Here is a 24,234-nt window from a genome sequence, read left to right as displayed (position 1 = left end):
ATCTCACGCCTAGACACAAAAACTCAAAAGAAAACTTTGTACTTCTGCGTCTGTGCGTGAGATGAACAATTACTGCAACCAACGTGCTGCATCTTTGGCGTGGTAGGTTAAAATCAAATCTGCACCAGCGCGTTTAAACCCTGTTAAAGTTTCCATCACAACACGCTCCTCATCAATCCAACCATTCAGTGCCGCCGCTTTCACCATAGAATACTCACCAGAGACGTTGTAAGCAGCCACAGGTAAATTACTGGCTTCCTTCACCCGCCAGATGATATCCATGTAAGCCAAGGCAGGCTTCACCATCAGCATATCAGCCCCTTCCGCAATATCCAATTCAATTTCCTTAATGGCTTCGCGGGAGTTACCTGGGTCCATTTGGTAAGTTCTTCTGTCCCCAAATTGCGGTGTCGAATCTGCCGCATCTCTGAACGGCCCATAGTAAGCCGAAGCATACTTAGCAGCATAGGATAAAATCGGTGTGTCTTGGAATCCCGCTTCATCCAAACCAGCGCGAATTGCTTGGACAAAGCCATCCATCATCCCCGAAGGAGCAATGATATCCGCACCAGCCTTAGCTTGAGAAACTGCTGTTTGCTTCAACAACTCCAAAGTCGGATCATTAAGAACTCGTCCTGTCAAATCTCCTACTTGCAAATAACCACAGTGGCCGTGGCTGGTATACTCACACAAACAAGTATCAGCAATGACAATCAAATCTGGTACAGCTGCTTTTACCGCCGTTGCTGCTTGCTGGACAATGCCGCAATCATGCCAAGCCCCAGTAGCGTCTGTATCTTTATCTGCTGGGATACCAAACAAAATAATTGAGGGAATGCCTAAGTCATAAACTTGTTTTGCCTCTTCCACAATCTTATCTACCGACAATTGGTAGACTCCAGGCATAGATTTAACCTCATGGGCGATTCCTTCTCCTGGTACAGCAAACAACGGGTAAATCAAATCATTGGTAGTCAATACGGTTTCACGTACCATCCGGCGCAATTGAGGATGAGTACGCAAACGGCGAGGGCGGTGTGTTGGAAACATAAATTTGTGTAATGAATAACAATGTAAGGGACACAAAACAAAGCGTCACAAAAGTGTGACAAAACTCCGTTGTTGTCGGACAGACTACTGACAGTGCTTAACTGTCCATTGCCCTACGCTTGCTCAAGTTGTGGGGCAATTTTGTATTTTACCGCGCTGTTGCGTTCTAGATGTAAAAAGAAAACTTTACCACTTCAGGTTTAAATAAATTTTTAATTATCTGTAGGACGACTAATATTTGATATCGCAAATAAACGTAGTGAAGCCACTCTTGTGTGTGGATTTTCTGCGTTTAGAGAAGTGGCATTGGGTAATGCTCGCAAAAAATATGATACAGACAAATGCCAGCATAAACAATGTATAATTTTTTTGAAATCTATCAAAAAATACATATGAGACTAATAAAAATTACATTTTTGCTGTCTTTCATTACAGTCATTTCGTCAATTTCAGTTCCAGCTTTTGCATCGAATGACTCATTTTCAGAAAAGTTAAATTCCCTTACTGAACAGGAATTATCATATCCTTATTTAACAGAAAGAGGTGGTTCGATACAAGACGAGACGATCGCTGGCATTAAGTTAGGAGACAAAATGGATGATGTAGTAAGGTTATGGGGCAAGCCCAGGCTAATTTGGATGCGAGACAATGATATAGTACAGTTAACTTTTTTTAACTCAAATTTTATCTTTAGAAACGATCAGTTGATATCGATCGGTATACATTCTGTGGATTTACCAAATCTTGTTTTGAAGGAAGGTATATCATTTAAGTCAAAAATTACGGATTTAGAGAAAGTATTTCCTAGCGGAAAAGTTGAAACAGTTGTACTTGATATTCAAGTGTTTAACGTAGAGATAAGCGATAGATTAAATGGTAGATTTCAAATGGGTAGTGATGGAAAAATAATAGCAATTACAATTGAAAGACCATAAGGGACTTCCAACTAAAAAAATATACAATCGCTACCCATCTGTCGCATTCTTTTTTTAAATTGGTATAATTTACGTAGGTAGGCAATAGGCAATAGGCACTCTTGTAAGAAGTTTCTTAACTGGTACTAATTTTTTTCAATAATCAAATACTAGTCCTATAGTTTGGGAATGTTCCTCCTAAACCTCTATTCCTACATGGGTTTTTCTAAGAATTGTTTACCACAGTCTTTACAGAGATAGCGCTGTTTCCCGTGACGATGCCCATTTTTAGATAAACGAGATGAATGACAGTGTGGACATATCATTACTTTCATTACTTGCTGTGTGTGTTGTAGTGCGTAAGGTGTCAAATATGCTACTAATAAATCTTTGATTTCCCCATAATAAGCTTGTCTTTGATGCTGATCCTTACGTAAAGCATTGAGTAGTAAAGCGTTGTAACATAAATGAACTGTTTCTGCTAACAGTTGGCTTTTGTCCACAGCTAAGTCTGGATTCCACCTGCGGAATAAGCCAGCAAATTGTTGTATTAACCACTCATTAAAGGTTTCGTTAAATAGCTTAAACAAGTCTGGTGCAACGAAATACTGAATATACACAACACGCGGTATGGGATCTGCAAAATATTCAGCATAGGTATTTACCACGTGTTCAATAAACTTTGATAATGACTTTTGCTCATCTGCTGACTGCATCAACTTGGCATGAATAGCTGTCACCTGTTCCATATGACGAGCTTCCAGAGCATGAAAAATTGCCAGTTTATCAGGGAAAAACTGATATAGGGAACCAACCGCCGTTTCAGCTTTTGCAGCTATCACGTGGGTAGTTGCAGCTTCATATCCTACTTCAACAAAAACCTCTGCTGCTGCTTGGAGAATTTTCTCTACTCGTTGTTGACTACGTTTTTGTTGGGGTTGACGGCGCATGGAGTTAAGTTCTGGTTTGGTCACGTTCTCAGTTGACAAAAGTGAATAATATGTCGTATTTTAAGTTTTAAAGATGAAACTTTTGTCACAATTTTACTTGAACGATCGCAATCATGGAGCAATCAGCTTCCTCGATCATTAAGTCATCGCATTGATTTCTCATACCTTAAAACCAATCTTTGGGAGACCTTTATGGAACCAATTCTGCCGGGCGCACCTTGGTTAATTGCTCATCGTTCCATGTTGGGCATTAACAAACCTTACAAAGTCACACTCAATGAACATGACTATGTACTCTGGCAAAATCAACAAGGTGAAGTGTTTGCCCTTGATAACATTTGTCCTCATATGCAAGCACCGTTATCAGATGGTTGGATTTGTCAACACACAGATGCGATCGCTTGTCCTTTCCATGCGCTAGAGTTTGATGGGCAGGGAAGACTGCACAATGGCGACAAGGTGGGTGGTCAACCTCTACTCGCACCTCTGGAAATCGTCATTAAAGACGATTGTATTTGGACATACGGCGGTTATACTCCCAAAACTCCGATTCCGGATCTAATCTCCAAAGTCAGTGCAGGTATGAGCTTTTTAGGAGTTGCTGGAGAAAAAAGTATTCATGGTACTTTTTTGGATAGTATATCAATCAATTATGACTACAACCATCAAAATGGCACACACCGCGAGTTATTTGGCATCAAAGCCAATCGCATCCCTGTATTTGAGCATGATGGATATTGGGCAAAAGTTGTGCAAGAACTAGATCGTGACGACAGTACCTGGAATGATATCCTCCAAAACCCGGTTATCCTCACTGCACCCAAGACTTACACCGGAATATTAGAATATGCTTTTCCCTCACTAACAACTTTTCGTGCAGATTTTCCTATTGGAGAAGTTTTGCAAGTTCATGCGTTGTATCCAGAAACTGCAACCCAAACTAAAACCTTTGTTCTCGTCTACAGTCAACCTAAACACCCCATTTTGAAACCACTACTGGGGCGCTTTGTGTTAAGTGCAGTGGCAACAGTAATAGAGCAAGATACACGCGCCATTGAAACTTCTTATCCTCACCAGCCAGCCAAAATTCGCTTACCCAATGAAGAAATTATGTTTCTTGCCCAAAAGCTATATCGTGAATGGTGAGCAACAATTTGGCGTAGATTTCGCAATCAGATAAAGCTAGCTGCACTCAGTTGCCCGAAATCTTTGTAGAGACGTTGCACTGCAACGTCTCTACATTCATTTTCACCAGATATATAATCGATAAACCTAACCCTGTCCTTTGATTGACTGGCTTAGTGGTGAAGCAGAGATTAAATCTCTGTTAAGCAATTACGAAATCATGTTGCAAATATTTAAAACCAAGAATTATTGCGTGATTTCACAGAAAAATCATCACAAGACGGTGTTATTTTATTCAAACTTGATGGATAATAAAGTTAAGTATGAGTAAAAATAAAGCCATCATATTTAGGGAGCTGCAATGACACGACATATTACCAGTGCGGTAAATTCATTAGTGACAAAATTTTCACGACGAAATGCACTGTTGTGGCTTGGGGGTAGTGGGCTAGGTACTGCCTTTGTAGTGGGAACACAAAAGGAAGTGAAGGCTCAACCGAAAAAAGAGGTGCAATTAATCAACCCACCAATGTTATATGATGCAACTCGCAATGGTTATAGTCATATAGCTGTGACACCACCAAGAACGAGAACCGTCTATATTTCTGGTCAATTTGGTTCAGATTTACAGGGAAATCTTGTCTCGAATGAGTTTGAGCCACAGTTAGTTAAGGCTTTTCAGAACCTACGTTTTGCCTTAGACGCGGTGGGTGCGAAACCTAGTGATGTAGCAAAAACTACAATTCTTATTGTAGATTATAATCAAGATAAATTGATTCCACTAGGACGTGAAATCGTTAGTTTATGGGGATTTAAACCACCAGCAAACACACTCATTCCTGTGCCTAGACTGGCGCTTGACGGGATGTTGTTTGAGATTGATGCTTATGCAGTAATTCCCGATCAACCTTAAAAAAATTACTGTTAGTTAGGTTTTGGATCAAAATTCTCATAATCTTATGGATGTGGTAATAACGGTTGCCATAATCAAGCAACTGTATTACCTCATCTTTTATTGGATTTACCTTTAGTAAACATCGAGTTTGTGGGAATACTAACTTCATAACGCAAAAACAAATTTGCATTGTGAGGTAAACATAAATGATTACTGCGAGCCACAATCTAATTATTCCCGGATATCAAATCAATGAACAATTATATGCAGGCTCTAGAACCTTAGTTTACCGAGCCATCCGAGAGCAAGATACACTCCCTGTAGTCATCAAACTGCTTACTTCTGAGTATCCCAGCTTCAATGAGTTACTACAATTTCGCAATCAATATACCATTAGCAAAAATCTCAATATTCCTGGTATTATTCATCCATTAGCATTAGAAACATATGCTAATGGTTATATTTTGGTAATGGCAGATACGGGAGAAATTTCTTTAAGAGAATATATCAAGACTAATATTTTATCTCTGGGAGAAATTTTGGCGATCGTTATACAATTAAGTAATATTTTCCAAGACTTACATCACAATTGTGTGATCCACAAAGACGTTAAGCCAGCAAACATTCTGATTCATCCCCAAACCAAGAAAGTTCAACTAATTGATTTTAGTATTGCTTCTTTACTTCCCAAAGAAACCCAAGAGATCAAAAGTCCCAATGTCTTAGAAGGAACCCTAGCTTATATTTCTCCTGAACAAACTGGCAGAATGAACCGGGGGATAGATTACCGCAGCGATTTTTATTCTCTGGGTGTGACATTATTTGAGTTATTGACGAGAGAATTACCATTTATCTCTGATGATCCGATGGAGTTGGTGCATTGTCATATTGCGAAAATGCCGACTGTCTTAGGTAACAGGGAAGAAATTCCCCAGGTACTTTCAGATATCGTGATGAAGTTGATGGCAAAGAATGCCGAGGATAGATATCAGGGTGCTTGGGGATTAAAATATGATTTAGAAAATTGTTTGGCTCAATTAAGCAATACTGGCAATATTACATATTTTACGATCGCTCAAAGAGATGTGTGCGATCGCTTTTTTATCCCAGAAAAACTTTACGGGCGAGAAGCCCAAGTGCAGATGCTACTTGATGCTTTTGAGAGAGTGTCAAATAGTCAACCTGAGATGCTGTTGGTAGCAGGATTTTCAGGTATTGGCAAAACTGCCGTTATCAATGAAGTTCATAAACCGATTACCCGTCAGCATGGGTATTTCATCAAAGGTAAATTTGACCAATTTAATCGTAATATCCCTCTTTCTGCCTTTGTGCAAGCCTTGGGCGATTTAATGGGGCAATTGTTATCGGAATCTGACACGCAACTAGCCAAGTGGCGAGATAGAATTCTGGAAGCATTGGGAGATAGTGGACAAGTTTTGATTGAGGTGATTCCTGAATTGGAACTAGTGATTGGCAAACAACCCCCTGCACCCAATCTTGAGGGAACAGCCGTACAGAATCGCTTTAATCTATTGTTCCAAAAGTTTATTGAAGTCTTGACAACCGCCGAACATCCACTGGTGATGTTTCTGGATGACTTGCAGTGGGCAGATTCAGCTTCTTTACAGTTGATTAAATTGCTGATGGGGTATAAAGGGAATTTACTGTTATTGGGTGCTTATCGGGATAATGAAGTTTCACCCGTACACCCGTTGATTTTGGCGGTGGAGGAATTACAGCAAGCAGGTAAGAGTGTGAAAACAATTACCCTGGCTTCCCTTAAATTGGCCGACACAAATCAATTGATAGCTGATACCTTACATTGTACCCAAGAGCGATCGCTTCCTCTGGCACAATTCATTGAGCGCAAAACCCAAGGTAATCCCTTTTTTATTACCCAGTTTCTTAAAGCGTTACACGAAAACGGACAGATTACCTTTAATCGTCATCAAGGATGTTGGGAATGCGATATTGCTCAAATTAATGCCTTGTCCCTTACCGATGATGTGGTAGAGTTCATGGCGCAGCAGTTGCAGAAATTGCCCTCCGCAACGCAAAATGTACTCAAGTTAGCAGCCTGTATAGGTAATCAGTTTGATTTAGCAACTTTGGCGATTGTTTCTGAACAATCTCAAACCAATGTCGCTATAGCGTTATGGAAAGCGCTGCAAGATGAATTGATTTTGCCAACTAGCCAAGTTTATAAGTTCTTTCAGACAGAAGATGTAGAAAAATTAGACTCCCAGAAAATCATTAATCATCAGTCTATCAATCTAACTTATCGCTTTCTCCATGATCGTGTCCAACAAGCAGCCTATTACCTCATTCCTGAACCCCAAAAACAAGCAACTCACTTTCAGATGGGACAATTACTCTTAAATAATACACCAGAAAAAGAGCTAGAAAGTCGCATCTTTGATATTGTCAATCAGTTAAATATGGGAATTGATTTGATTGACAAACCCTCTGCAAAAGTGCAACTATCTCAGTTAAACTTAATGGCTGGACGTAAGGCAAAAGTTGCCACAGCGTATACTGCTGCTATTAGTTATTTAAACACAGCTTTAAAACTATTACCTACTGATAGCTGGCAATCTCATTACAATTTAACTCTAAAATTATATGAATTGTTAGCAGAATCAGAATATTTAAACACTAATTTTGAAACTGCAAAATATTTAATTCAAGAAACACTTGTAAAAGCTCAAGATTCATTAGATAAAATCAAAGTTTATGAAATTCAAATTCAATCATATACAGCCCAAAATAAATTACTAGAAGCCATCAATATAGGTAGAGAAGCTTTGGGATTACTGGGTGTAGATTTCGCTCAAGAATGTGATTTTGCGATGATGATAGCTGAACACCAAAAACTGAGACTTGTGTTAGGCGATCGCCCGATTGCCACACTAGTCAATTTACCTCAGTTGGGCAATCCTCACCAATCCGCAGCCTTGCGAATCCTTGTTGGTTTGTTCGCATCTGTATATTTAGCCAAACCTGAGTTATTACCTTTAAAGATATTCACAATGGTGAAAATCTGCATTGAACATGGTAACTCACCCCAAGCAGCGATCGCCTATAGTCTTTATGGATTATTCTTATGTGCCACTGGCGAAATCGAACGAGGATATCAATTTGGTCAACTAGCAACTATTATTTTAGATCGGTTTCAGGCAAAAGAACTAACTAGCAAAGTTAATCTGACATTTGCCTTATTTATTAAACATTGGCAAAATTCCATTCGTTCTACTCTACCTGTATTTTTGGCAGGTCTTAGCAGTGGGCTAGAACATGGTGACTTAGAATATGTAGGATATTGTGCTAATTGCTATTGCCAGTTTTTATTCTGGACTGGAGAAAACCTAGAATTTGCTGAATCTGAAGCTAATAAATATTGTCTGCTCATAGAAGAAATCAAGCAAGAAGTTTCTTTAATCTGGGCAAATACATGGCGGCAAACTGTAATTAATTTGCGTGGTCATGCCGAAAATCCTATGCTGCTGATTGGCTCATCATTTAATGAAATAGAAACTCTCCCATCTTTAATTCAAAGTCATAATGTCAATGGAATTTGCTATGTTTATCTCGCCAAATTATTACTATCTTATTTATTTGGAGATCATCAAAATGCGGCAGAATATGCTGATAAATTTGAGGCATACGAACAGGGTGCTGCTGGTTTATTGATTATTCCCTTAAAGAATTTCTATCAATCCTTAAATCTGCTGGCATTATGTGCCTATCCAACAGAGAAAACACTGATATTAGCTAAGATTGCGGCAAATCAAAAATCGATGGAGACATGGGCGCGTCACGCTCCCATGAACTATTTACACAAGTATCAACTTGTACAGGCTGAAACCTATCGGGTTTTAGGCCAGAATTATGAAGCAGGAGATTGGTATGATCGCGCTATTACCGGAGCGAAAGAAAACGGCTATTTCCAAGAAGAAACCCTCAGCCATGAACTAGCAGCTAAGTTTTACCTAGCTTGGGGGAAAGAAAAAATTGCCGCAGGTTATATGCAGGAGGCTTACTATGGCTACGCTCGTTGGGGAGCCAAAGCCAAAACAGACGATTTAGAACATCGCTACCCCGACTTACTGCGCCCCATTCTTCAGCAAGCAAAGATCACCCTCAACTCACTAGAAACCCTAGCCTCAATCGCCACCCCTAATGTTTCGATTCACGCCTCAACAAAAAACAGTTGTTCTTCTACTTCTAGCATCAATACTGCCTTAGATTTTGCTGCCATTCTCAAAGCCTCTCAAGGCCTCTCCAGTGCGATTCAACTAGATGAATTATTGTATCAACTGACTCAGATAATTTTGCAAAACTCAGGAGGCGATCGCTGCGTTTTAATTTTGCCCAATAGCGATGGTAAATGGCATTTAAAAGCCATTGCTACCCTAGAAAAAACAGAACTTTGTTCCGAACCCTTAGAGAGTAGCACCAACGTACCTATCAAGTTGATCCAATACGTCAAAAATACTCAAGAAGTAGTCGTGATTGATCATCTCAAAACTGATTTACCTATCATCGATGACTATTTAGTCCAAAGACAACCCAAGAGTTTGCTCTGCTTGCCCATTTTGAATCAAGGAAACTTAATTGGCATTTTGTATTTAAAGAATCGCTCAACCAGTGGTGTGTTTACCAGTGATCGCATTCTCATTCTCAATTTCCTTTGTACCCAAGCTGCTATTTCTTTAGAAAATGCCCGACTTTATCGACAAGCTGGGCAAGCATTACAAGATTTACAACAAGCACAATTACAAATAATCCAAAGTGAAAAAATGTTGGCATTGGGTAACTTAGTTGCTGGTGTAGCCCATGAAATGAATAATCCCTTGGGCTTTATTTCTGCCACACTCCAACAAGCTCAACCGACAGTTAACGATATTATTGAACATTTGCAACTATATCAATTAGGTCTACCAAATCCAGGACAAGAAATTCTTGAGCATCAGGAAGAAATCGACTTAAATTATATTTTAGAAGATTTGCCCAAGATGATTAACTCAATGTCAATGGCTTGCGATCGCCTGAAAAATATCAGTACCAGTCTCCGCACTTTTTCTCGTGCTGATCAAGATTACAAAGTACCATTTAATATTCACGAAGGTATTGACAGTACTATTCTAATTTTGAAACATCGTCTCAAAGCCAATGAACAGCGCCCAGCCATTGAAGTGATGACTGAATACGCTGATCTACCTCAGATTGATTGTTTTCCTGGGCAGTTAAATCAGGTATTTATGAATATTTTAGCAAATGCCATTGACGCATTAGAAGAATCGAATTACCAACGCAGTTTTGACGAAGTGAGGGCTAATCCCAATCATATTTTCATCAAAACGTTAATCATCAATAACAAAATTCAAATCGTTATTGCTGATAATGGTGTTGGCATGAGTGAACAAGTTAAACAAAAAATATTTGACCACTTATTTACTACTAAAGCCGTAGGCAAAGGTACAGGATTAGGACTGGCGATCGCTTATCAAATCGTCGTAGAAAAACATAACGGAACCCTCGTTGTGAACTCTACACCAGGCAAAGGAACTGAATTTATGATCACTTTACCAATTATGACTTAAATTCCAGATTGCCCAGATTAGCCTTGCTGCACCATTCCCTATCCCCTATCCCCTATTCCTTATTCCCTTTCATCGGCAATTTTCCGTAAGGACAATTCATACCAATTCACTAAAAATCTGATACAGAACCAAACACGGAAACCCTTGTAGAACAAGGCTTTCTTAATTTTGAATTTTGAATTTTGAATTGGTATCAGTTGTTGCTAAATTGAAAGGTATAGTTGTTCAGGCTTGTTGTCGGAGATGGGGAATTTTGCATTTACCTGAGCATCGTTGTTTTAAGATTAAGAGACTCGCTAAAGTAGAAAAAATTAAGTTAAGTTACATAACTAAGGAAGTCAACACATTTTATGTCAACCGAAATACAGACGGAACTCCACAAAGCTGTTGAGCTTCGCCGCAATTTTGCTATTATTTCTCACCCTGATGCTGGGAAAACTACGCTGACAGAAAAGTTACTCTTGTACGGAGGTGCGATTCACGAAGCTGGTGCGGTGAAAGCTCGGAGAGCGCAACGTAAGGCAACTTCAGATTGGATGGCAATGGAACAGCAACGGGGTATTTCCATTACATCTACAGTATTACAGTTTGAATACGAAAATTGCCAGATTAATTTACTCGACACACCAGGACACCAAGATTTTAGTGAAGATACTTATCGGACTCTCGCTGCCGCCGATAATGCGGTCATGCTGATAGATGTGGCTAAAGGCTTGGAACCCCAAACACGTAAGTTATTTGAAGTATGTAAATTACGGGGTTTACCAATTTTTACATTTGTTAACAAACTCGACCGTCCGGGAAGAGAGCCATTAGAGCTGCTAGATGAAATTGAGCAAGAATTGGGGTTGCAAACCTACGCTGTTAACTGGCCGATTGGTATGGGCGATCGCTTCAAGGGTGTATTTGACAGAAACCAACAACAAATCCACCTGTTTGAACGTAGCGCCCACGGGAGTAAAGAAGCCCGTGACACGACTGTAGACTTGGGTGATCCGCAAATTGAAGAACTCCTAGAACAAGAACTGTATTATCAACTCAAAAACGATTTAGAACTCCTAGAAGGTGCAGGGGCGGAACTAGATTTAGAGTTAGTACATCAGGGAAAAATGACTCCGGTTTTCTTTGGTAGCGCTATGACGAACTTTGGAGTTGAGTTATTTCTCAAGTACTTCCTAGACTATGCACTCAAACCAGGTGTCCACAATAGTACAGTTGGTGAAGTACCGCCAACATATCCAGAGTTTTCCGGGTTCGTTTTCAAACTCCAAGCCAACATGGACCCAAAACATCGAGATCGAGTGGCTTTTATCCGGGTCTGCACTGGTAAGTTTGAAAAAGATATGACAGTTAATCATGCTCGAACTGGCAAAGTTGTGCGGCTATCGCGTCCCCAAAAACTCTTTGCTCAAGAACGAGAATCGATTGATGTAGCGTATCCAGGTGATGTGATCGGTTTGAATAATCCAGGTGTTTTTGCGATCGGCGATACAATTTACACGGGGCAGAAGCTGGAATATGAAGGAATTCCGTATTTTTCACCAGAACTGTTTGCAACTCTCCGCAATCCCAACCCCTCGAAATTTAAGCAATTTCAGAAAGGCATTTCGGAATTGCGCGAGGAGGGTGCAGTGCAAATTATGTATTCAACTGATGAAGCCAAGCGCGACCCCATTATGGCAGCTGTGGGTCAGTTGCAATTCGAGGTGGTGCAATTTCGCCTACAAAACGAGTATGGTGTAGAGACTATTCTGGAACTACTACCCTACAGCGTTGCTCGTTGGGTAGAAGGTGGTTGGGAAGCTTTGAATAAGGTGGGACGTATATTCAACACCACCACCGTCAAAGACAGCATGAACCGCCCAGTTTTATTGTTCCGTAATGAATGGAACTGTCAACAGTTACAGGGAGATCATCCAGAACTAAAATTAAGCGCGATCGCTCCAGTTTTTTCCAGTCAACCAGTTGAATAATTCACAATTCAAAATTAAGAGACTATGCCTAGTTAGTAGCTTTCTTAATTACGAATTATGAATTACGTAGCTTGCTTCTCGCCTTTGGCGAGTATTACGAATTACTAATTATTTGGCTGGAAATTACCGACATTTTTAGATCCGCGCTTTTGCATCACCGTAGATCAATTAGCAGAGATGGAGTGCCAGAATTTCTATGCCTTCACATACTAAATCGTCTCTGGAGGCTGGTTTAGCTGCCCTCAAGCAGGGAAATTACCCAAGTGCGATCGCTCAACTTGAACCTTTAGCTAGCCATCAAGGTAACAGTACAGCTAGTCTACAAGCCAAGGTAGGCTTAGTCATGGCTTACGCCCGTAGCGGCGAACTCAAAAAAGCGATCGCCTTATGTCAAACTCTCACCGACAGTCAAAATACCCAGGTGAAAGAATGGGCAGAAGTCGCTTTAAGACATTTAACCAAAAATAAAAAAAATCGCCAAAAATCAGACAATTCTCCAGCCCCATCACAACAGACAGCAGCACCAACTAAACCGCGTTACCCATCTGCTGTAGCTTCTGCGGGCTATCAAAATAATTTTATTGGCAACAACGGATCATTAAATCCGAGTTACACAAAACCTAAAGAATTTGGGATTTATTGGCGACAGGCAAAACGGGCTAAAGTTTGGCAACCTCTCAAAAAACCTAACTTAATTCCCTTACGGTTGCTGTCAGCAGGTACATTTGTCGCCCTGTTTTGGGTGCTGCGAGCAATACTCAAGTTCATCATGGCAACAATCAACTTGGCTTTAGTCAAATTGCCATACTTAGAACCAGTTGATTTGTTATATCAAGATCCTAGTCCAGTTCTCTTGGTAATTTTGTTCGTAGCGATCGCCCTATCACCTTGGTTGTTAGATTGGTTGTTAGCTGAGTTGTATAGTCAGCGAGAATTGTCTAAAGATATGTTGCACAACTATAGTCGGGAAACTCCCCGTGTGCTACATCGCTACTGCCAACAAAAACATTGGCCATCACCCCAACTACGAATTTTACCCATAGCTGCACCTATAGCTTTAACTTATGGCAATTTACCCAGGAATGCCCGGATTGTCGTCAGTCAAGGATTGTTAGAGCAACTAGCCGACGATGAAATTGCCACCATCTATGCTGCCCAACTAGGACAAATTACCCACAAAGATTTTGTGGTTATGTCTTTAGTTATGCTGATCACCTTACCCATCTATAAAATCTATCAGCAAATCGCGGCATGGGGAGACAAGGCTGGCAAAGGAATATTCCACTGGCCATTCACAATCATCTCCAGTTTGGCTTATGGTTTGTGGTGTATCCTCACAGGTACAGCTTTGTTCCACTCCCGCTTGAGATTGTACTATAGCGATCGCCTAGCAGCAGAAATTACAGGCAATCCCAACGGACTGATCCGCGCTTTATTAAAAATCACCATTGGCATCGCCAGCGATATTCAACGAGAAGAATCCACTAGTGGGCTATTAGAAAGCTTAAATCTCTTATTACCTGTAGGTTATCAACAGAGTATTTCTTTAGGAAGTATTGCCGGTCATCTCAACTTTGAATCAATGTTGATGTGGGATAATATCAACCCCTATCGCCAGTGGTTTACAGTCAATAATAGTCATCCTTTAATGGGCGATCGCATCCGTCGCCTCTGTCAAATAGCTAGTCATTGGCATATAGATCCAGAAATTCATCTCACTAGTCAACAATCACTCAACCAGGAAGCATTGAACGTTACCCGTCAATCTTTTTGGTTACAAACGGCTCCCTTTTTGGGTGTGCCTATGGGTTTGGTCTTTGCTGGGTTGATTTGGTTGCTTTGGCAAGCTGCATTTGCCTTCAAAGTTTTAAATCTCAAGTGGATTTACGAAGATTGGTCATTTGTGACAGGTTGCCTACTCATCGGCTTTAGCATTGGCATTGTCATTAGAATGAATGCGTTTTTTCCCAACATCAAATCCACCAACATCTACTCTGACCAACAACTACCCCACCTCTTAGCAAATCCCACTACCATCCCCGTTGATAGTCTTCCTGTGCAGTTTATCGGTAAGCTCATAGGCCGCAAAGGTATCGGCAATTTTCTAGCCCAAGACCTAATTCTCCAATCCCACACGGGTTTAGTCAAATTGCATCATATCTCTTGGCTCGGACAACCAATCAACCCCCAAGACTTAATCGGTCGCCAAATCATCGTCACAGGCTGGTTCCGCCGAGGCGCAACACCTTGGATCGATATTCAAACCCTACAAACCCAAAATGGTAAAACCATCCACAGCCCTCATCCCATCTGGTCTACTATTTTAGCGATCGCCGCCCAAGCCTGGGGAGCTTATATATTTCTGGTTGGTTAACTAGTATTGAGTGCTGAGTGCTGAGTTATGAGTGAGGGAGGGAGTGAGGGAGTGAGGGAGTAAGAATTGCTGATGACTAATGACTAATGACTAATGACCATTGACTAATGACCATTGACTAATGACTAATGACTAATGACCAATGACCAATGACCAATGACCATTGCCTCCCCAAAATGTAAATAAATATTGCAATAATTCTCAAAAAGTGTTACATTTATTTACAAAGTATCCGATATATGAAATAACACCGTGCATTAGCTAGGTGATTGAGATTCGGTTGCTTGCGCCAATCTATCTGTTTATTCCTCCCAACACAGCAGCAAATCGACCAGCCTCAGGCTGGTTTTTGTTTCACAAGCTTATATTTGAGAATCAGATGTAGTTTATGTTACGATGTTAAAACTTTAGTGCGAGAAAAGTTTGTTTTGAACTAGCTACGTAGAAGATACCGTGGTAATGTAAGGAATGGTATTTAATTCTGCGGACAAGCCCATTCAAAAAAATTTTTACTGTAATCAGCAGTAAAATAACAAATTTGCAACTTTTAGAATTAAGGTGGTATTAGTTGAGCGTTGGTGCGCTCTATGATTAAACAAGCTTGATCCCAACAAAAAACTGTATTGTATAAGTTGACAGTTTGGAGCAAAAAATTGGTTTACAGCATTCTTGGTCAATAACACTTGAAGAAGAATTCAGAAGTCAGAATTCAGGAGTCAGAATCAATGAGTGGGGTATTCAGACCCGCCACTCATTGCAGACCGCTAAATTTTCGATTTAGCGGGGGTCCTAAACCAATTTATTCATCCGCTAGTCGCACAGAATTAAATTCTGTTAGCGGTAGCGGGGCGTTTAGCCCATTCTGGCGACTGACGCATGTATTCTGTTTTGATAAAAGTCAAAGCCAAGCAATTGTTTTGTTGCCTTGCCATGTTTACACATCTCTGGAGGTATAGTTCATGTCCGTGCGCCTATACATAGGCAATTTGCCAAAAGAAGAAATAGATCGTCAAGAACTGCAAGCTGTTTTTGCCGCAGAGGGCGATGCTGTGACAACTAAACTTATCAAAGACCGCAAAACCGGCAAATGTCGTGGCTTTGGGTTTTTGACAGTTAACAATGATGAGCAAGCAGACCAAATTATTGAAAAATATAATGGTCAAATGTTCAAAGAAACCCCAATTAAATTAGAGAAAGCCTTACCACGTACCAAGGGTGAGGAAGGCGAAGAACAAGGCGCGCAACCGAAAGCCGCTAGTGCTTCCGGTGGTAGTTCTACTCCAAACGTGAATAAAGACAACAGTCGTCGTGAGAAAGGCTCTAAAAAGTCTCGTCGTGGCGGTGGTACTCGTGAGAATGCCACAACCAGCACCGACTCAGACGCAGTTCGTCCCGATCCACGTTGGGCATCGGAGCTTGAAAAGCTCAAGCAAATGCTAGCTGCTCAAGCTACGAATTAGGTGATAGGCTTAGAGGATTAAAAATTAAAAGTCATACTTTTTTGATTTTTAATTTTTAATTGTTAAGTGCGACAAGCTGATTCAATAGGCGATCGCTATTTTTTGGCAAATATTAGTGATTGCCTTAGTTTGTCATATTAAATAGAAAATTTTCTCATTATCAGTTAGCTATTAACTACTCGCTCGTGACAGCAAAACTGAAGATAAGCAAGCTTAAAAAGGCTAAATGTGTCTAAAATTTATTGGCATTGGAGCTAGTGCTGATATTTTTATGTTAAACAGGCATTTTTTCATCCGAGCAACCTGTTTACTGTTCTAGATAGTCATAATTACCAGAGTTAAGAGCAAGGCATCACACTTCAATTGGAATTAATTCTCATTAAATATTTTTGACAGAAGGCGCAAAAGGTCTGTTTTGAATTCTTCCAGAGAAAAATATGGAAACTAAATAATTTAGTTTTCTTACCCCTTAAGTCGTTCTTGAGGGGTTTTGCATTAAGAATTGACAATGGGTGTAGAGAGTAGAGAGTGCTGAGTGAAAGAGTGAGGGAGTGAGGGAGTGAGAGAGTGAGGGAGTGGGGGAGTAAGGGACAAGGGGACAAGGGGAAAATAATTTTGACTAATGTGACCATTGATTAATGACTAATGACTATTGACTAATGACTATTGACTAATGACTAATGACTAATGACCAATGACTAATCTAAGTTTTGTCGAACAGGATTAAATTTTGTCATCATTACATCACATTGAGCAAAAACTCTTTGATAACAAAGAATCAAGTGTTTTTTGAAAAAACTGTATTAGAAATAACAAAATAATTATTATTTAATGGTATTGATCGTTACCTACTTGCTCGGAGTAGCTTTAAGCAGATTAAACCCTATCATCTCCACATCAATAGGAAAAATTACTCATCAATTCATATTAATCTTGGTCAGTGATTTAAGTAAAAATACGGTTGTTTACCATTTGTTCATTAATAATTAACGTAAATATGCTGAAGTGATCTATGTGAGTATTCGGGAAAAAACGGATGAATTCCTAACAGAGAAAAATCATATCTGCACATTGCTGATCAACCAAATAGAAGTTCATCTATCAAAGGCATTAAATATGAGTATGACTACTTATGTATAAATATTTTTAATCCAAACACCGAGCAAAAAAGTATAGTCCTTGTAGCAGATATATAAAAATCTTTGACATATTAAATTAAAATAAAGGTTACTCAATGTTCCTACATAATTCACGTATGAAGTAGTTGTGCTGACAGCACACTGAGAACCGCCTGATCTTTTATTAAAATCAGCAACACACACGAACTATGAACTCTACCACTGAAAAACGCATCGCTTTAATTTCAGTTCACGGAGACCCGTCAATTGAAATTGGTAAGGAAGAGGCTGGGGGGCAAAATGTTTACGTGCGCGAAGTGGGTCTAGCATTAGCCCAATTGGGTTGGCAAGTAGATATGTTTAGCCGCAAAGTCAGTCCTGAACAAGAGACGATTGTGCAGCATACTCCACTTTGTCGGACGGTTCGGTTAACTGCTGGGCCAGAGGAGTTTGTCCCCAGGGATAATGGTTTTAAATATTTACCAGAGTTTGTGCAACAACTTCTGCAATTTCAACGAGAAAATCACATCACATATCCGTTGGTGCATACAAACTATTGGCTGTCTAGCTGGGTGGGAATGCAGTTAAAAGCAATTCAGGGCAGCAAGCTAGTTCATACGTATCATTCATTGGGTGCAGTTAAATACAAAGCTGTAGATGCTGTCCCCTTAATTGCTACCAAGCGTTTAGCTATAGAAAAACAAGTACTGGAAACAGCCGAGAGAATTGTGGCTACGAGTCCTCAAGAACAGCAACACATGAGAACACTAGTTTCCACAAAAGGACATATTGACGTTATTCCTTGTGGTACAGATATTCGCCGCTTCGGCTCGATTGGTAGACAAGCAGCAAGAGCTGAGTTGGAGATTGATCAAGAAGCTAAAGTGGTGTTATATGTGGGGCGTTTTGACTCACGCAAAGGGATAGAAACTTTAGTGCGTGCAGTAAATCAATCTAAGTTCCGTGATTCCCATAAACTCAAATTGATCATTGGTGGTGGTAGTACCCCAGGAAATAGTGATGGTAAAGAGCGCGATCGCATTGAAGCAATTGTGCAAGAATTAGGCATGAGTCACTTGACTTCTCTCCCTGGTCGTCTCAGCCAAGATATTTTGCCAGCTTACTATGCCGCATCTGATGTTTGCGTTGTTCCCAGCCATTATGAACCTTTTGGGTTGGTGGCCATTGAAGCAATGGCTAGTGGTACACCTGTAGTAGCTAGTGATGTCGGCGGACTTCAGTTTACAGTCGTTCCCGAAAAGACTGGTCTATTAGTACCACCAAAAGATGTGGCAGCATTTAATGTGGCAATTGACAGAATTCTCACAAATCCAGCATTGCGAGATGAGTTAGGTGCAGCTGCTAAAGAACACACCAGAGCTAAGTTTAGTTGGGATGGTGTGGCAGAGCAACTAAGTGAACTATACACCCAACTTTTAGGACAATCGGTCAAAGAACCAGCGTTGGTGAGTAAATAAAATCGTCCAGTTCTCAGCTAATCGGTAATGGGGAATGGGTAAGACTGGGAAATAAACAAAGGTATGCGGGATGATATTTGGATTACCTTTTCCCTTTTACTGTTAGTTTTGATTCGTCATATCATACTGGGGTAAACGAGATAGCATATACTGGGCATCGGTATTTGAGAGCCGATGATTAATTCTTGTGCAACCAGTTGACTTTACTACCCTGACTGCTGCTTGTAGTGAACTCCGGGATGAATGGCTCCCATCACGACTAGAGCAAGTTTATCAGCGCGATCGCCACACTATCGCCATAGCTTTACGTACTATCAATCAGAGAGGTTGGTTAGAGATTTCTTGGCATCCTCAAGCCGCACATATTTGTATAAGTGAACCGCCACCACGTTTACCGGATACCTTTACTTTTAGCCAGCAATTAGTTCACCAATTAGGGGGATTAGCTTTAATCGGCATTGAAGCGATCGCTCCTTGGGAACGTGTGGTAGATTTACAGTTTGCCCGTCGTCCAGGAGAAAAAGCCTTATATCACCTATATGCCGAAATTATGGGCAAATACAGTAATGTGATTTTGACGGATGCCAATAATCTCATCATTACTGCTGCTCATCAAGTGAGTCAGCAACAGTCTAGCGTGCGGCCGATCCAAACTGGACAACCTTATGAAACACCACCAAAGCTGACAGGAACCATCCCCAATCGTGACGAATCTTTAGCACGTTGGCAAGAAAGAATCAGTTTAGTACCGGGACAGATTAAACGTCAGTTGCTAAAAAACTATAGTGGTTTGAGTGCAGTGCTAATAGAGTCGATGTTGCTAGCAGCAAATATTGCACCAGACACTAATACTGATATTCTGACTTCTGAAGATTGGCAAAATTTATATGCACGTTGGCAAGAATGGCTGCAAGTCTTAGAAGATAAGAAGTTTCAACCAGGCTGGACTAAAGACGGGTATGTAGTCATGGGTTGGGGGGCGGTGACTCCAGCCAAAAATGTGCAAACTATCATTAACGAGTACTACACAAAGCAGCTAAATCAGCAGTTATTTACTCAGTTACGCCATCAACTGAGCCAAAAAATCAGTAATATTTTGGACAAATTACGCACCAAAGAGCAAACCTTTGCCAATCGCTTGCAGCAATCAGATCGAGCTGACGAGTATCGGCAAAAAGCTGATTTATTGATGGCGCATTTGCAAACTTGGGAACCAGGGATGAAAGAGATCATCCTACCAGATTTTGAAACAAATCAACCTGTAGCGATCGCCCTCCAACCAGACAAAAACGCCGTCCAAAATGCCCAAAACCTTTACAAACAACACCAAAAACTCAAACGCGCCCGCACAGCAGTAGAACCACTACTGCAAGAAGTACAGACAGAAATTAGTTATTTAGAGCAGGTAGAAGCAGCGATCGCCCAAATAGACAACTACCAAACAGCAGAAGATTTACAAGCCTTAGAAGAAATCCGCGACGAATTAATCGGCCAAAAATATTTAGAAGAATTAGACTATCGCCGCACTAATACTAATAATGAAAATACCAGCATCAACTTTCGTAACTACTTGACACCAAGCGGCTTTCAAGTCCTCATTGGTCGTAACAATCGCCAAAATGATCAGCTAACATTTCGCTTGGCTGGAGATTATGATTTATGGTTCCATGCTCAAGAAATTCCTGGGAGTCATGTACTACTGCGTTTAGAACCAGGTGCAGTTCCTGAAACAGATGATTTACAATGTGTAGCCAATCTGGCAGCTTACTATAGTCGCGCTCGGCAAAGTGACCAAGTACCAGTAGTTTACACCCAACCAAAGCACGTATATAAACCCAAAGGAGCCAAACCAGGAATCGCCATTTACAAACAAGAGCGTATCCTTTGGGGGAAACCACAGTTAGTTCTCATAGAGAAAGAAATTCATAATTCTTAATTCACATCAGGCGATCGCTAGCAAATAAATGCTTAGTTGCACCGCCATGATGAGACAACAACAGATACATCAAATGTCTATATTTTTGCAGATTGATAATCTAATTTTTCATCATATGGTCGTCTAAAAAGCAGATTAATTTTCATCGACTACTGTTGATGATTTTGCTAACTCTTCTCTTACCCATTCCCGCACATGACGAATTAAACTTGTTTCACCCATTGTTAAACTTAATTCCAAAAACTTCATCAACACCGCACCATCAAACATCGGCAACACTGACGACATCTCACGGGGTTGGTAGTCATTATTAACTAAACTCAAAATCGTCAAAGTTTCCCGATCAAAACGCCATACTTCTGGCACACCCAACGCCGCATAAATCCCCATCCGATTCATCGAACTGCTAGTACTATCAACCTCAATCGCCAAATCAGGAGGTGGATCAATTGTCAAATCAATTACATCTTTACCGCGCACAGCTAACTCATTTTGAATGTAATAACACTCATCTGGTTCTAAACCCTTGCGTAAATCTTCTCGTGTCCAAGTTGTAGAACCTAAACTACGAATTTCAATTCCTAACTCTTCTGTGGTAACTTCAATGAAACGACCAAGTAGTTTCTTAAAAGTTTCGTGGGGTGGTAGCGGCATCAAAATCTCCAAAGTCCCATCATCATAAGTTAGTTTTGTTCCTGGTTGTGACTCCAAATCTCGCACCAAATTCTGATAGGTATCCCAGTGAATGCCTCGCAATATGGTTATGTTTTTAGGTAATGATTTAGCCAAAGGCGTATCGGAAGCGATCGCAGTATTCATAGTTTTCTCCTTTAGCTATAAATATCCAGTTATTTGAGATATTCCACTCGTCTTAACTCGCACCTTGAATTACTTATTTATTGTCTAATCTCACATCAACAACAGTGGCATTAAAGTTGTAGTTAAAGCCTTCTAACTCAAAGGGCATACCAATTTTTACTTTATTGTTACCTAAAACCGGGCCATCTTGAGTAACTTGGGCTTTCCCATCTAAAGTTAACAGCATATCTGTACTAAAGTTGTTAGCTTTGGGATCTTTCAATTCTTTAACAGATCCATCCGGTTGAGTAGCAACAACTGTTCTAGGTAAAATATCCACAGATTTAATTTCAATCTCACCGTAAGGCTGATTGCGAATGATTACCTTAGTTTTGCCGCCTTTTTTGAAGCCGTTGTCAAATAACTGCTGAGGATCACGCACATTTAAACCACGAACCACTAAGTCTACCTCTATAGGTACTGTTTTCGCACCGATTTGAGCAACAGATCCAGAAGTACCAGGAAATACGAAAATACCAAAGATAACTAGCAGAATAACTAGCCCAGCACCTAAGTCAAGGAGATTAATTTTGCCAAACAAGCGACCTTTGGAATCTAAAATAGCCATAACAAATTTTTCTCACTGAGTACAGTTGCCATTGCAGTTACGCGCCAGTTTATCACAAGATGAAAAATACAGAGTGGGGGAATCGATTCAATCACAATATCGGCGTTGCAGAACAGGGGGATAAATTTAGGCAAGCAAGGGAGGCAGGGGTGTGAACAGTGAACGTTTATTAACTGGTAACTGATTTGGCAGGGGGGAAAATTTGATAACTTGCTAAATCATCCCTCGATTCAGCAACGCCACAATATCAATTTCCCTCGACCTAATACCAATTTCCTTTAAATGTGAAACAGTAGAGACGTTGCATTGCAACGTCTCTACATAATTCATGTGTATCATGATTAACGTGAAATGGTATAACTCCCATCCCATTATGAACAGCAAAAAGCACCCTCCTTTGGAGAGGGCGCTTCTTACTCTATTTGAGTGATTTGGATTAACCGTGGATAGCAGGAGCGCTGATAGCCACAGGAGCAGACTCAGCAGCAGCCAAATCTAAGGGGAAGTTGTGAGCATTGCGCTCGTGCATGACTTCCATACCCAAGTTAGCGCGGTTGATGATGTCAGCCCAGGTATTGATTACACGACCTTGAGAGTCGATGATGGATTGGTTGAAGTTGAATCCGTTCAAGTTGAACGCCATTGTGCTTACGCCTAGGGCGGTGAACCAGATACCAATCACTGGCCATGCTGCTAGGAAGAAGTGCAAGGAACGGCTGTTGTTGAAGGATGCGTATTGGAAGATGAGACGACCGAAGTAGCCGTGGGCTGCCACGATGTTGTAGGTTTCTTCTTCTTGTCCGAATTTGTAGCCGTAGTTCTGTGATTCGTTTTCGCTGGTTTCACGAACTAAGGAAGATGTTACTAAGCTTCCGTGCATTGCACTGAATAAGCTTCCACCGAATACTCCTGCTACTCCTAACATATGGAAGGGGTGCATCAGGATGTTATGCTCTGCTTGGAACACGATCATGAAGTTGAAGGTTCCAGAGATACCCAAGGGCATTCCGTCTGAGAATGATCCTTGTCCGATTGGGTATACCAAGAATACTGCTGTTGCTGCTGCTACGGGGGCGGAGAAGGCTAGGCAGATCCATGGACGCATTCCTAGGCGGTATGATAGTTCCCATTCACGTCCTAGGTAGCAGAATACTCCGATTAAGAAGTGGAATACTACTAGTTGGTATGGACCTCCGTTGTATAACCACTCGTCTAATGATGCTGCTTCCCATATTGGGTAGAAGTGTAGTCCAATTGCGTTGGATGATGGTACTACTGCTCCGGAGATGATGTTGTTTCCGTACATTAATGAACCTGCTACTGGTTCACGGATGCCGTCGATGTCTACGGGGGGGGCGGCGATGAAGGCGATGATGAAGCAGGTGGTTGCAGCTAGCAAGGTGGGGATCATTAATACGCCGAACCAGCCGATGTATATGCGGTTGTTGGTGCTGGTGATCCAGTTGCAGAACTGTTCCCATACGTTGGCGCTTTGGCGCTGTTGTAAGGTTGCGGTCATTGCTTTATGATTGCGGTTGTATTTTATGTATGTATCAGACTTTGTTTGTCTGTGATATTACTTTACACTGCTTTACAAAAATTAATCAAGTATTTTCGCTTAAGTAAAATTAATATATTGAAGGTTTATTAAATATTTTTACTTATTAAAAATTAAGTTGGTAGTGAGTTAAGGGATTAGGACTAGCCCTTTCAAGGTGGATAAAAATTTTAGTTCAGAAATTGTTCTTCAACTCTTAACTTTGTGTCTCTGTCTTGAAAAGTTCAGATGCCTGCGGCAAGCCGCAAAGCGTCTACGGAGGAAACCTCCGCTCCGACTTTTCGCTGTGGCTTCGTGGTAAAAAAGGTAATTTATTTAACCACAAAGCCACAAAGACACAGAGTAATTTGTCACTAGAAGTTCAGAACATTAAA

At 40.7% G+C, this 24,234-nt stretch carries 14 protein-coding genes; 9 read left to right on the top strand and 5 right to left on the bottom strand.

Features of this window, described 5'->3' with window-relative positions; genetic code table 11:
- Positions 1 to 69: 69 nt before the first annotated feature.
- Entirely contained in the window at positions 70 to 1,050 is a 981-nt protein-coding gene (gene hemB / locus FD725_RS13845; RefSeq protein WP_179048658.1) for a porphobilinogen synthase, read from the bottom strand.
- 356 nt (positions 1,051 to 1,406) lie between these two features.
- Between hemB and FD725_RS13840 the strand changes: the two genes are divergently transcribed.
- Positions 1,407 to 1,985, top strand: coding sequence for a hypothetical protein (locus FD725_RS13840; RefSeq protein ID WP_179048657.1), 579 nt, complete (start codon positions 1,407 to 1,409; stop codon positions 1,983 to 1,985).
- A gap of 191 nt (positions 1,986 to 2,176) precedes the next feature.
- On the opposite strand, the gene FD725_RS13835 is transcribed toward FD725_RS13840, so the two are convergent.
- Entirely contained in the window at positions 2,177 to 2,938 is a 762-nt protein-coding gene (locus FD725_RS13835; RefSeq protein ID WP_218653168.1) for a TetR/AcrR family transcriptional regulator, read from the bottom strand.
- Between the two features lie 168 nt (positions 2,939 to 3,106).
- On the opposite strand from FD725_RS13835, the gene FD725_RS13830 reads away from it, so the two are divergent.
- The 8 genes from FD725_RS13830 to FD725_RS13795 all read left to right on the top strand — a co-directional run bounded on the left by FD725_RS13830 (position 3,107) and on the right by FD725_RS13795 (position 20,876).
- Complete coding sequence (locus tag FD725_RS13830) at positions 3,107 to 4,060, top strand: Rieske (2Fe-2S) protein (protein ID WP_179048656.1); 954 nt, start codon at positions 3,107 to 3,109, stop codon at positions 4,058 to 4,060.
- Positions 4,061 to 4,400: 340 nt separating this feature from the next.
- Positions 4,401 to 4,952 carry a Rid family hydrolase gene (locus FD725_RS13825; RefSeq protein WP_179048655.1) on the top strand — a complete coding sequence of 184 codons (552 nt, stop codon included), beginning with the start codon at positions 4,401 to 4,403 and terminating at the stop codon, positions 4,950 to 4,952.
- A gap of 188 nt (positions 4,953 to 5,140) precedes the next feature.
- Positions 5,141 to 10,537, top strand: coding sequence for an ATP-binding sensor histidine kinase (locus FD725_RS13820; protein ID WP_179048654.1), 5,397 nt, complete (start codon positions 5,141 to 5,143; stop codon positions 10,535 to 10,537).
- A gap of 350 nt (positions 10,538 to 10,887) precedes the next feature.
- Positions 10,888 to 12,510: a peptide chain release factor 3 gene (gene prfC, locus FD725_RS13815; RefSeq protein WP_179048653.1), complete on the top strand. Its 1,623-nt coding sequence runs from the start codon at positions 10,888 to 10,890 to the stop codon at positions 12,508 to 12,510.
- Between the two features lie 196 nt (positions 12,511 to 12,706).
- Positions 12,707 to 14,884 carry a zinc metalloprotease HtpX gene (locus tag FD725_RS13810; protein WP_179048652.1) on the top strand — a complete coding sequence of 726 codons (2,178 nt, stop codon included), beginning with the start codon at positions 12,707 to 12,709 and terminating at the stop codon, positions 14,882 to 14,884.
- A gap of 959 nt (positions 14,885 to 15,843) precedes the next feature.
- The gene (locus FD725_RS13805; RefSeq protein WP_179048651.1) at positions 15,844 to 16,344 is read left to right on the top strand and encodes an RNA-binding protein; all 501 of its coding nucleotides are present in this window, start codon (positions 15,844 to 15,846) and stop codon (positions 16,342 to 16,344) included.
- 1,327 nt (positions 16,345 to 17,671) lie between these two features.
- Entirely contained in the window at positions 17,672 to 18,940 is a 1,269-nt protein-coding gene (locus FD725_RS13800; RefSeq protein WP_179048650.1) for a glycosyltransferase family 1 protein, read from the top strand.
- 187 nt (positions 18,941 to 19,127) lie between these two features.
- Positions 19,128 to 20,876, top strand: a complete 1,749-nt coding sequence (locus FD725_RS13795; RefSeq protein WP_179048649.1) for an NFACT family protein — start codon at positions 19,128 to 19,130, stop codon at positions 20,874 to 20,876.
- 135 nt (positions 20,877 to 21,011) lie between these two features.
- On the opposite strand, the gene FD725_RS13790 is transcribed toward FD725_RS13795, so the two are convergent.
- The 3 genes from FD725_RS13790 to psbA form a co-directional block, all read right to left on the bottom strand.
- Positions 21,012 to 21,695, bottom strand: coding sequence for a Uma2 family endonuclease (locus FD725_RS13790; RefSeq protein WP_179048648.1), 684 nt, complete (start codon positions 21,693 to 21,695; stop codon positions 21,012 to 21,014).
- Positions 21,696 to 21,768: 73 nt separating this feature from the next.
- Complete coding sequence (locus tag FD725_RS13785; RefSeq protein ID WP_179048647.1) at positions 21,769 to 22,302, bottom strand: DUF4330 domain-containing protein; 534 nt, start codon at positions 22,300 to 22,302, stop codon at positions 21,769 to 21,771.
- A 436-nt stretch (positions 22,303 to 22,738) separates the two neighbouring features.
- Positions 22,739 to 23,821 carry a photosystem II q(b) protein gene (gene psbA / locus FD725_RS13780; protein WP_179046298.1) on the bottom strand — a complete coding sequence of 361 codons (1,083 nt, stop codon included), beginning with the start codon at positions 23,819 to 23,821 and terminating at the stop codon, positions 22,739 to 22,741.
- Positions 23,822 to 24,234: the final 413 nt, after the last annotated feature.

It is taken from the genome of Nostoc sp. TCL26-01 (genome assembly GCF_013393945.1).
Classification (GTDB): Bacteria; Cyanobacteriota; Cyanobacteriia; order Cyanobacteriales; family Nostocaceae; genus Trichormus.
This window is presented reverse-complemented; position numbering and strand designations above follow the sequence as displayed.

Bases quoted from the DNA above. Each gene is read 5' to 3' on its own strand.
- hemB (WP_179048658.1), bottom strand. From the start codon at position 1,050: ATGTTTCCAACACACCGCCCTCGCCGTTTGCGTACTCATCCTCAATTG.
- FD725_RS13840 (WP_179048657.1), top strand. From the start codon at position 1,407: ATGTATAATTTTTTTGAAATCTATCAAAAAATACATATGAGACTAATA.
- FD725_RS13830 (WP_179048656.1), top strand. From the start codon at position 3,107: ATGGAACCAATTCTGCCGGGCGCACCTTGGTTAATTGCTCATCGTTCC.
- FD725_RS13825 (WP_179048655.1), top strand. From the start codon at position 4,401: ATGACACGACATATTACCAGTGCGGTAAATTCATTAGTGACAAAATTT.
- FD725_RS13820 (WP_179048654.1), top strand. From the start codon at position 5,141: ATGATTACTGCGAGCCACAATCTAATTATTCCCGGATATCAAATCAAT.
- prfC (WP_179048653.1), top strand. From the start codon at position 10,888: ATGTCAACCGAAATACAGACGGAACTCCACAAAGCTGTTGAGCTTCGC.
- FD725_RS13810 (WP_179048652.1), top strand. From the start codon at position 12,707: ATGCCTTCACATACTAAATCGTCTCTGGAGGCTGGTTTAGCTGCCCTC.
- FD725_RS13805 (WP_179048651.1), top strand. From the start codon at position 15,844: ATGTCCGTGCGCCTATACATAGGCAATTTGCCAAAAGAAGAAATAGAT.
- FD725_RS13800 (WP_179048650.1), top strand. From the start codon at position 17,672: ATGAACTCTACCACTGAAAAACGCATCGCTTTAATTTCAGTTCACGGA.
- FD725_RS13790 (WP_179048648.1), bottom strand. From the start codon at position 21,695: ATGAATACTGCGATCGCTTCCGATACGCCTTTGGCTAAATCATTACCT.
- FD725_RS13785 (WP_179048647.1), bottom strand. From the start codon at position 22,302: ATGGCTATTTTAGATTCCAAAGGTCGCTTGTTTGGCAAAATTAATCTC.
- psbA (WP_179046298.1), bottom strand. From the start codon at position 23,821: ATGACCGCAACCTTACAACAGCGCCAAAGCGCCAACGTATGGGAACAG.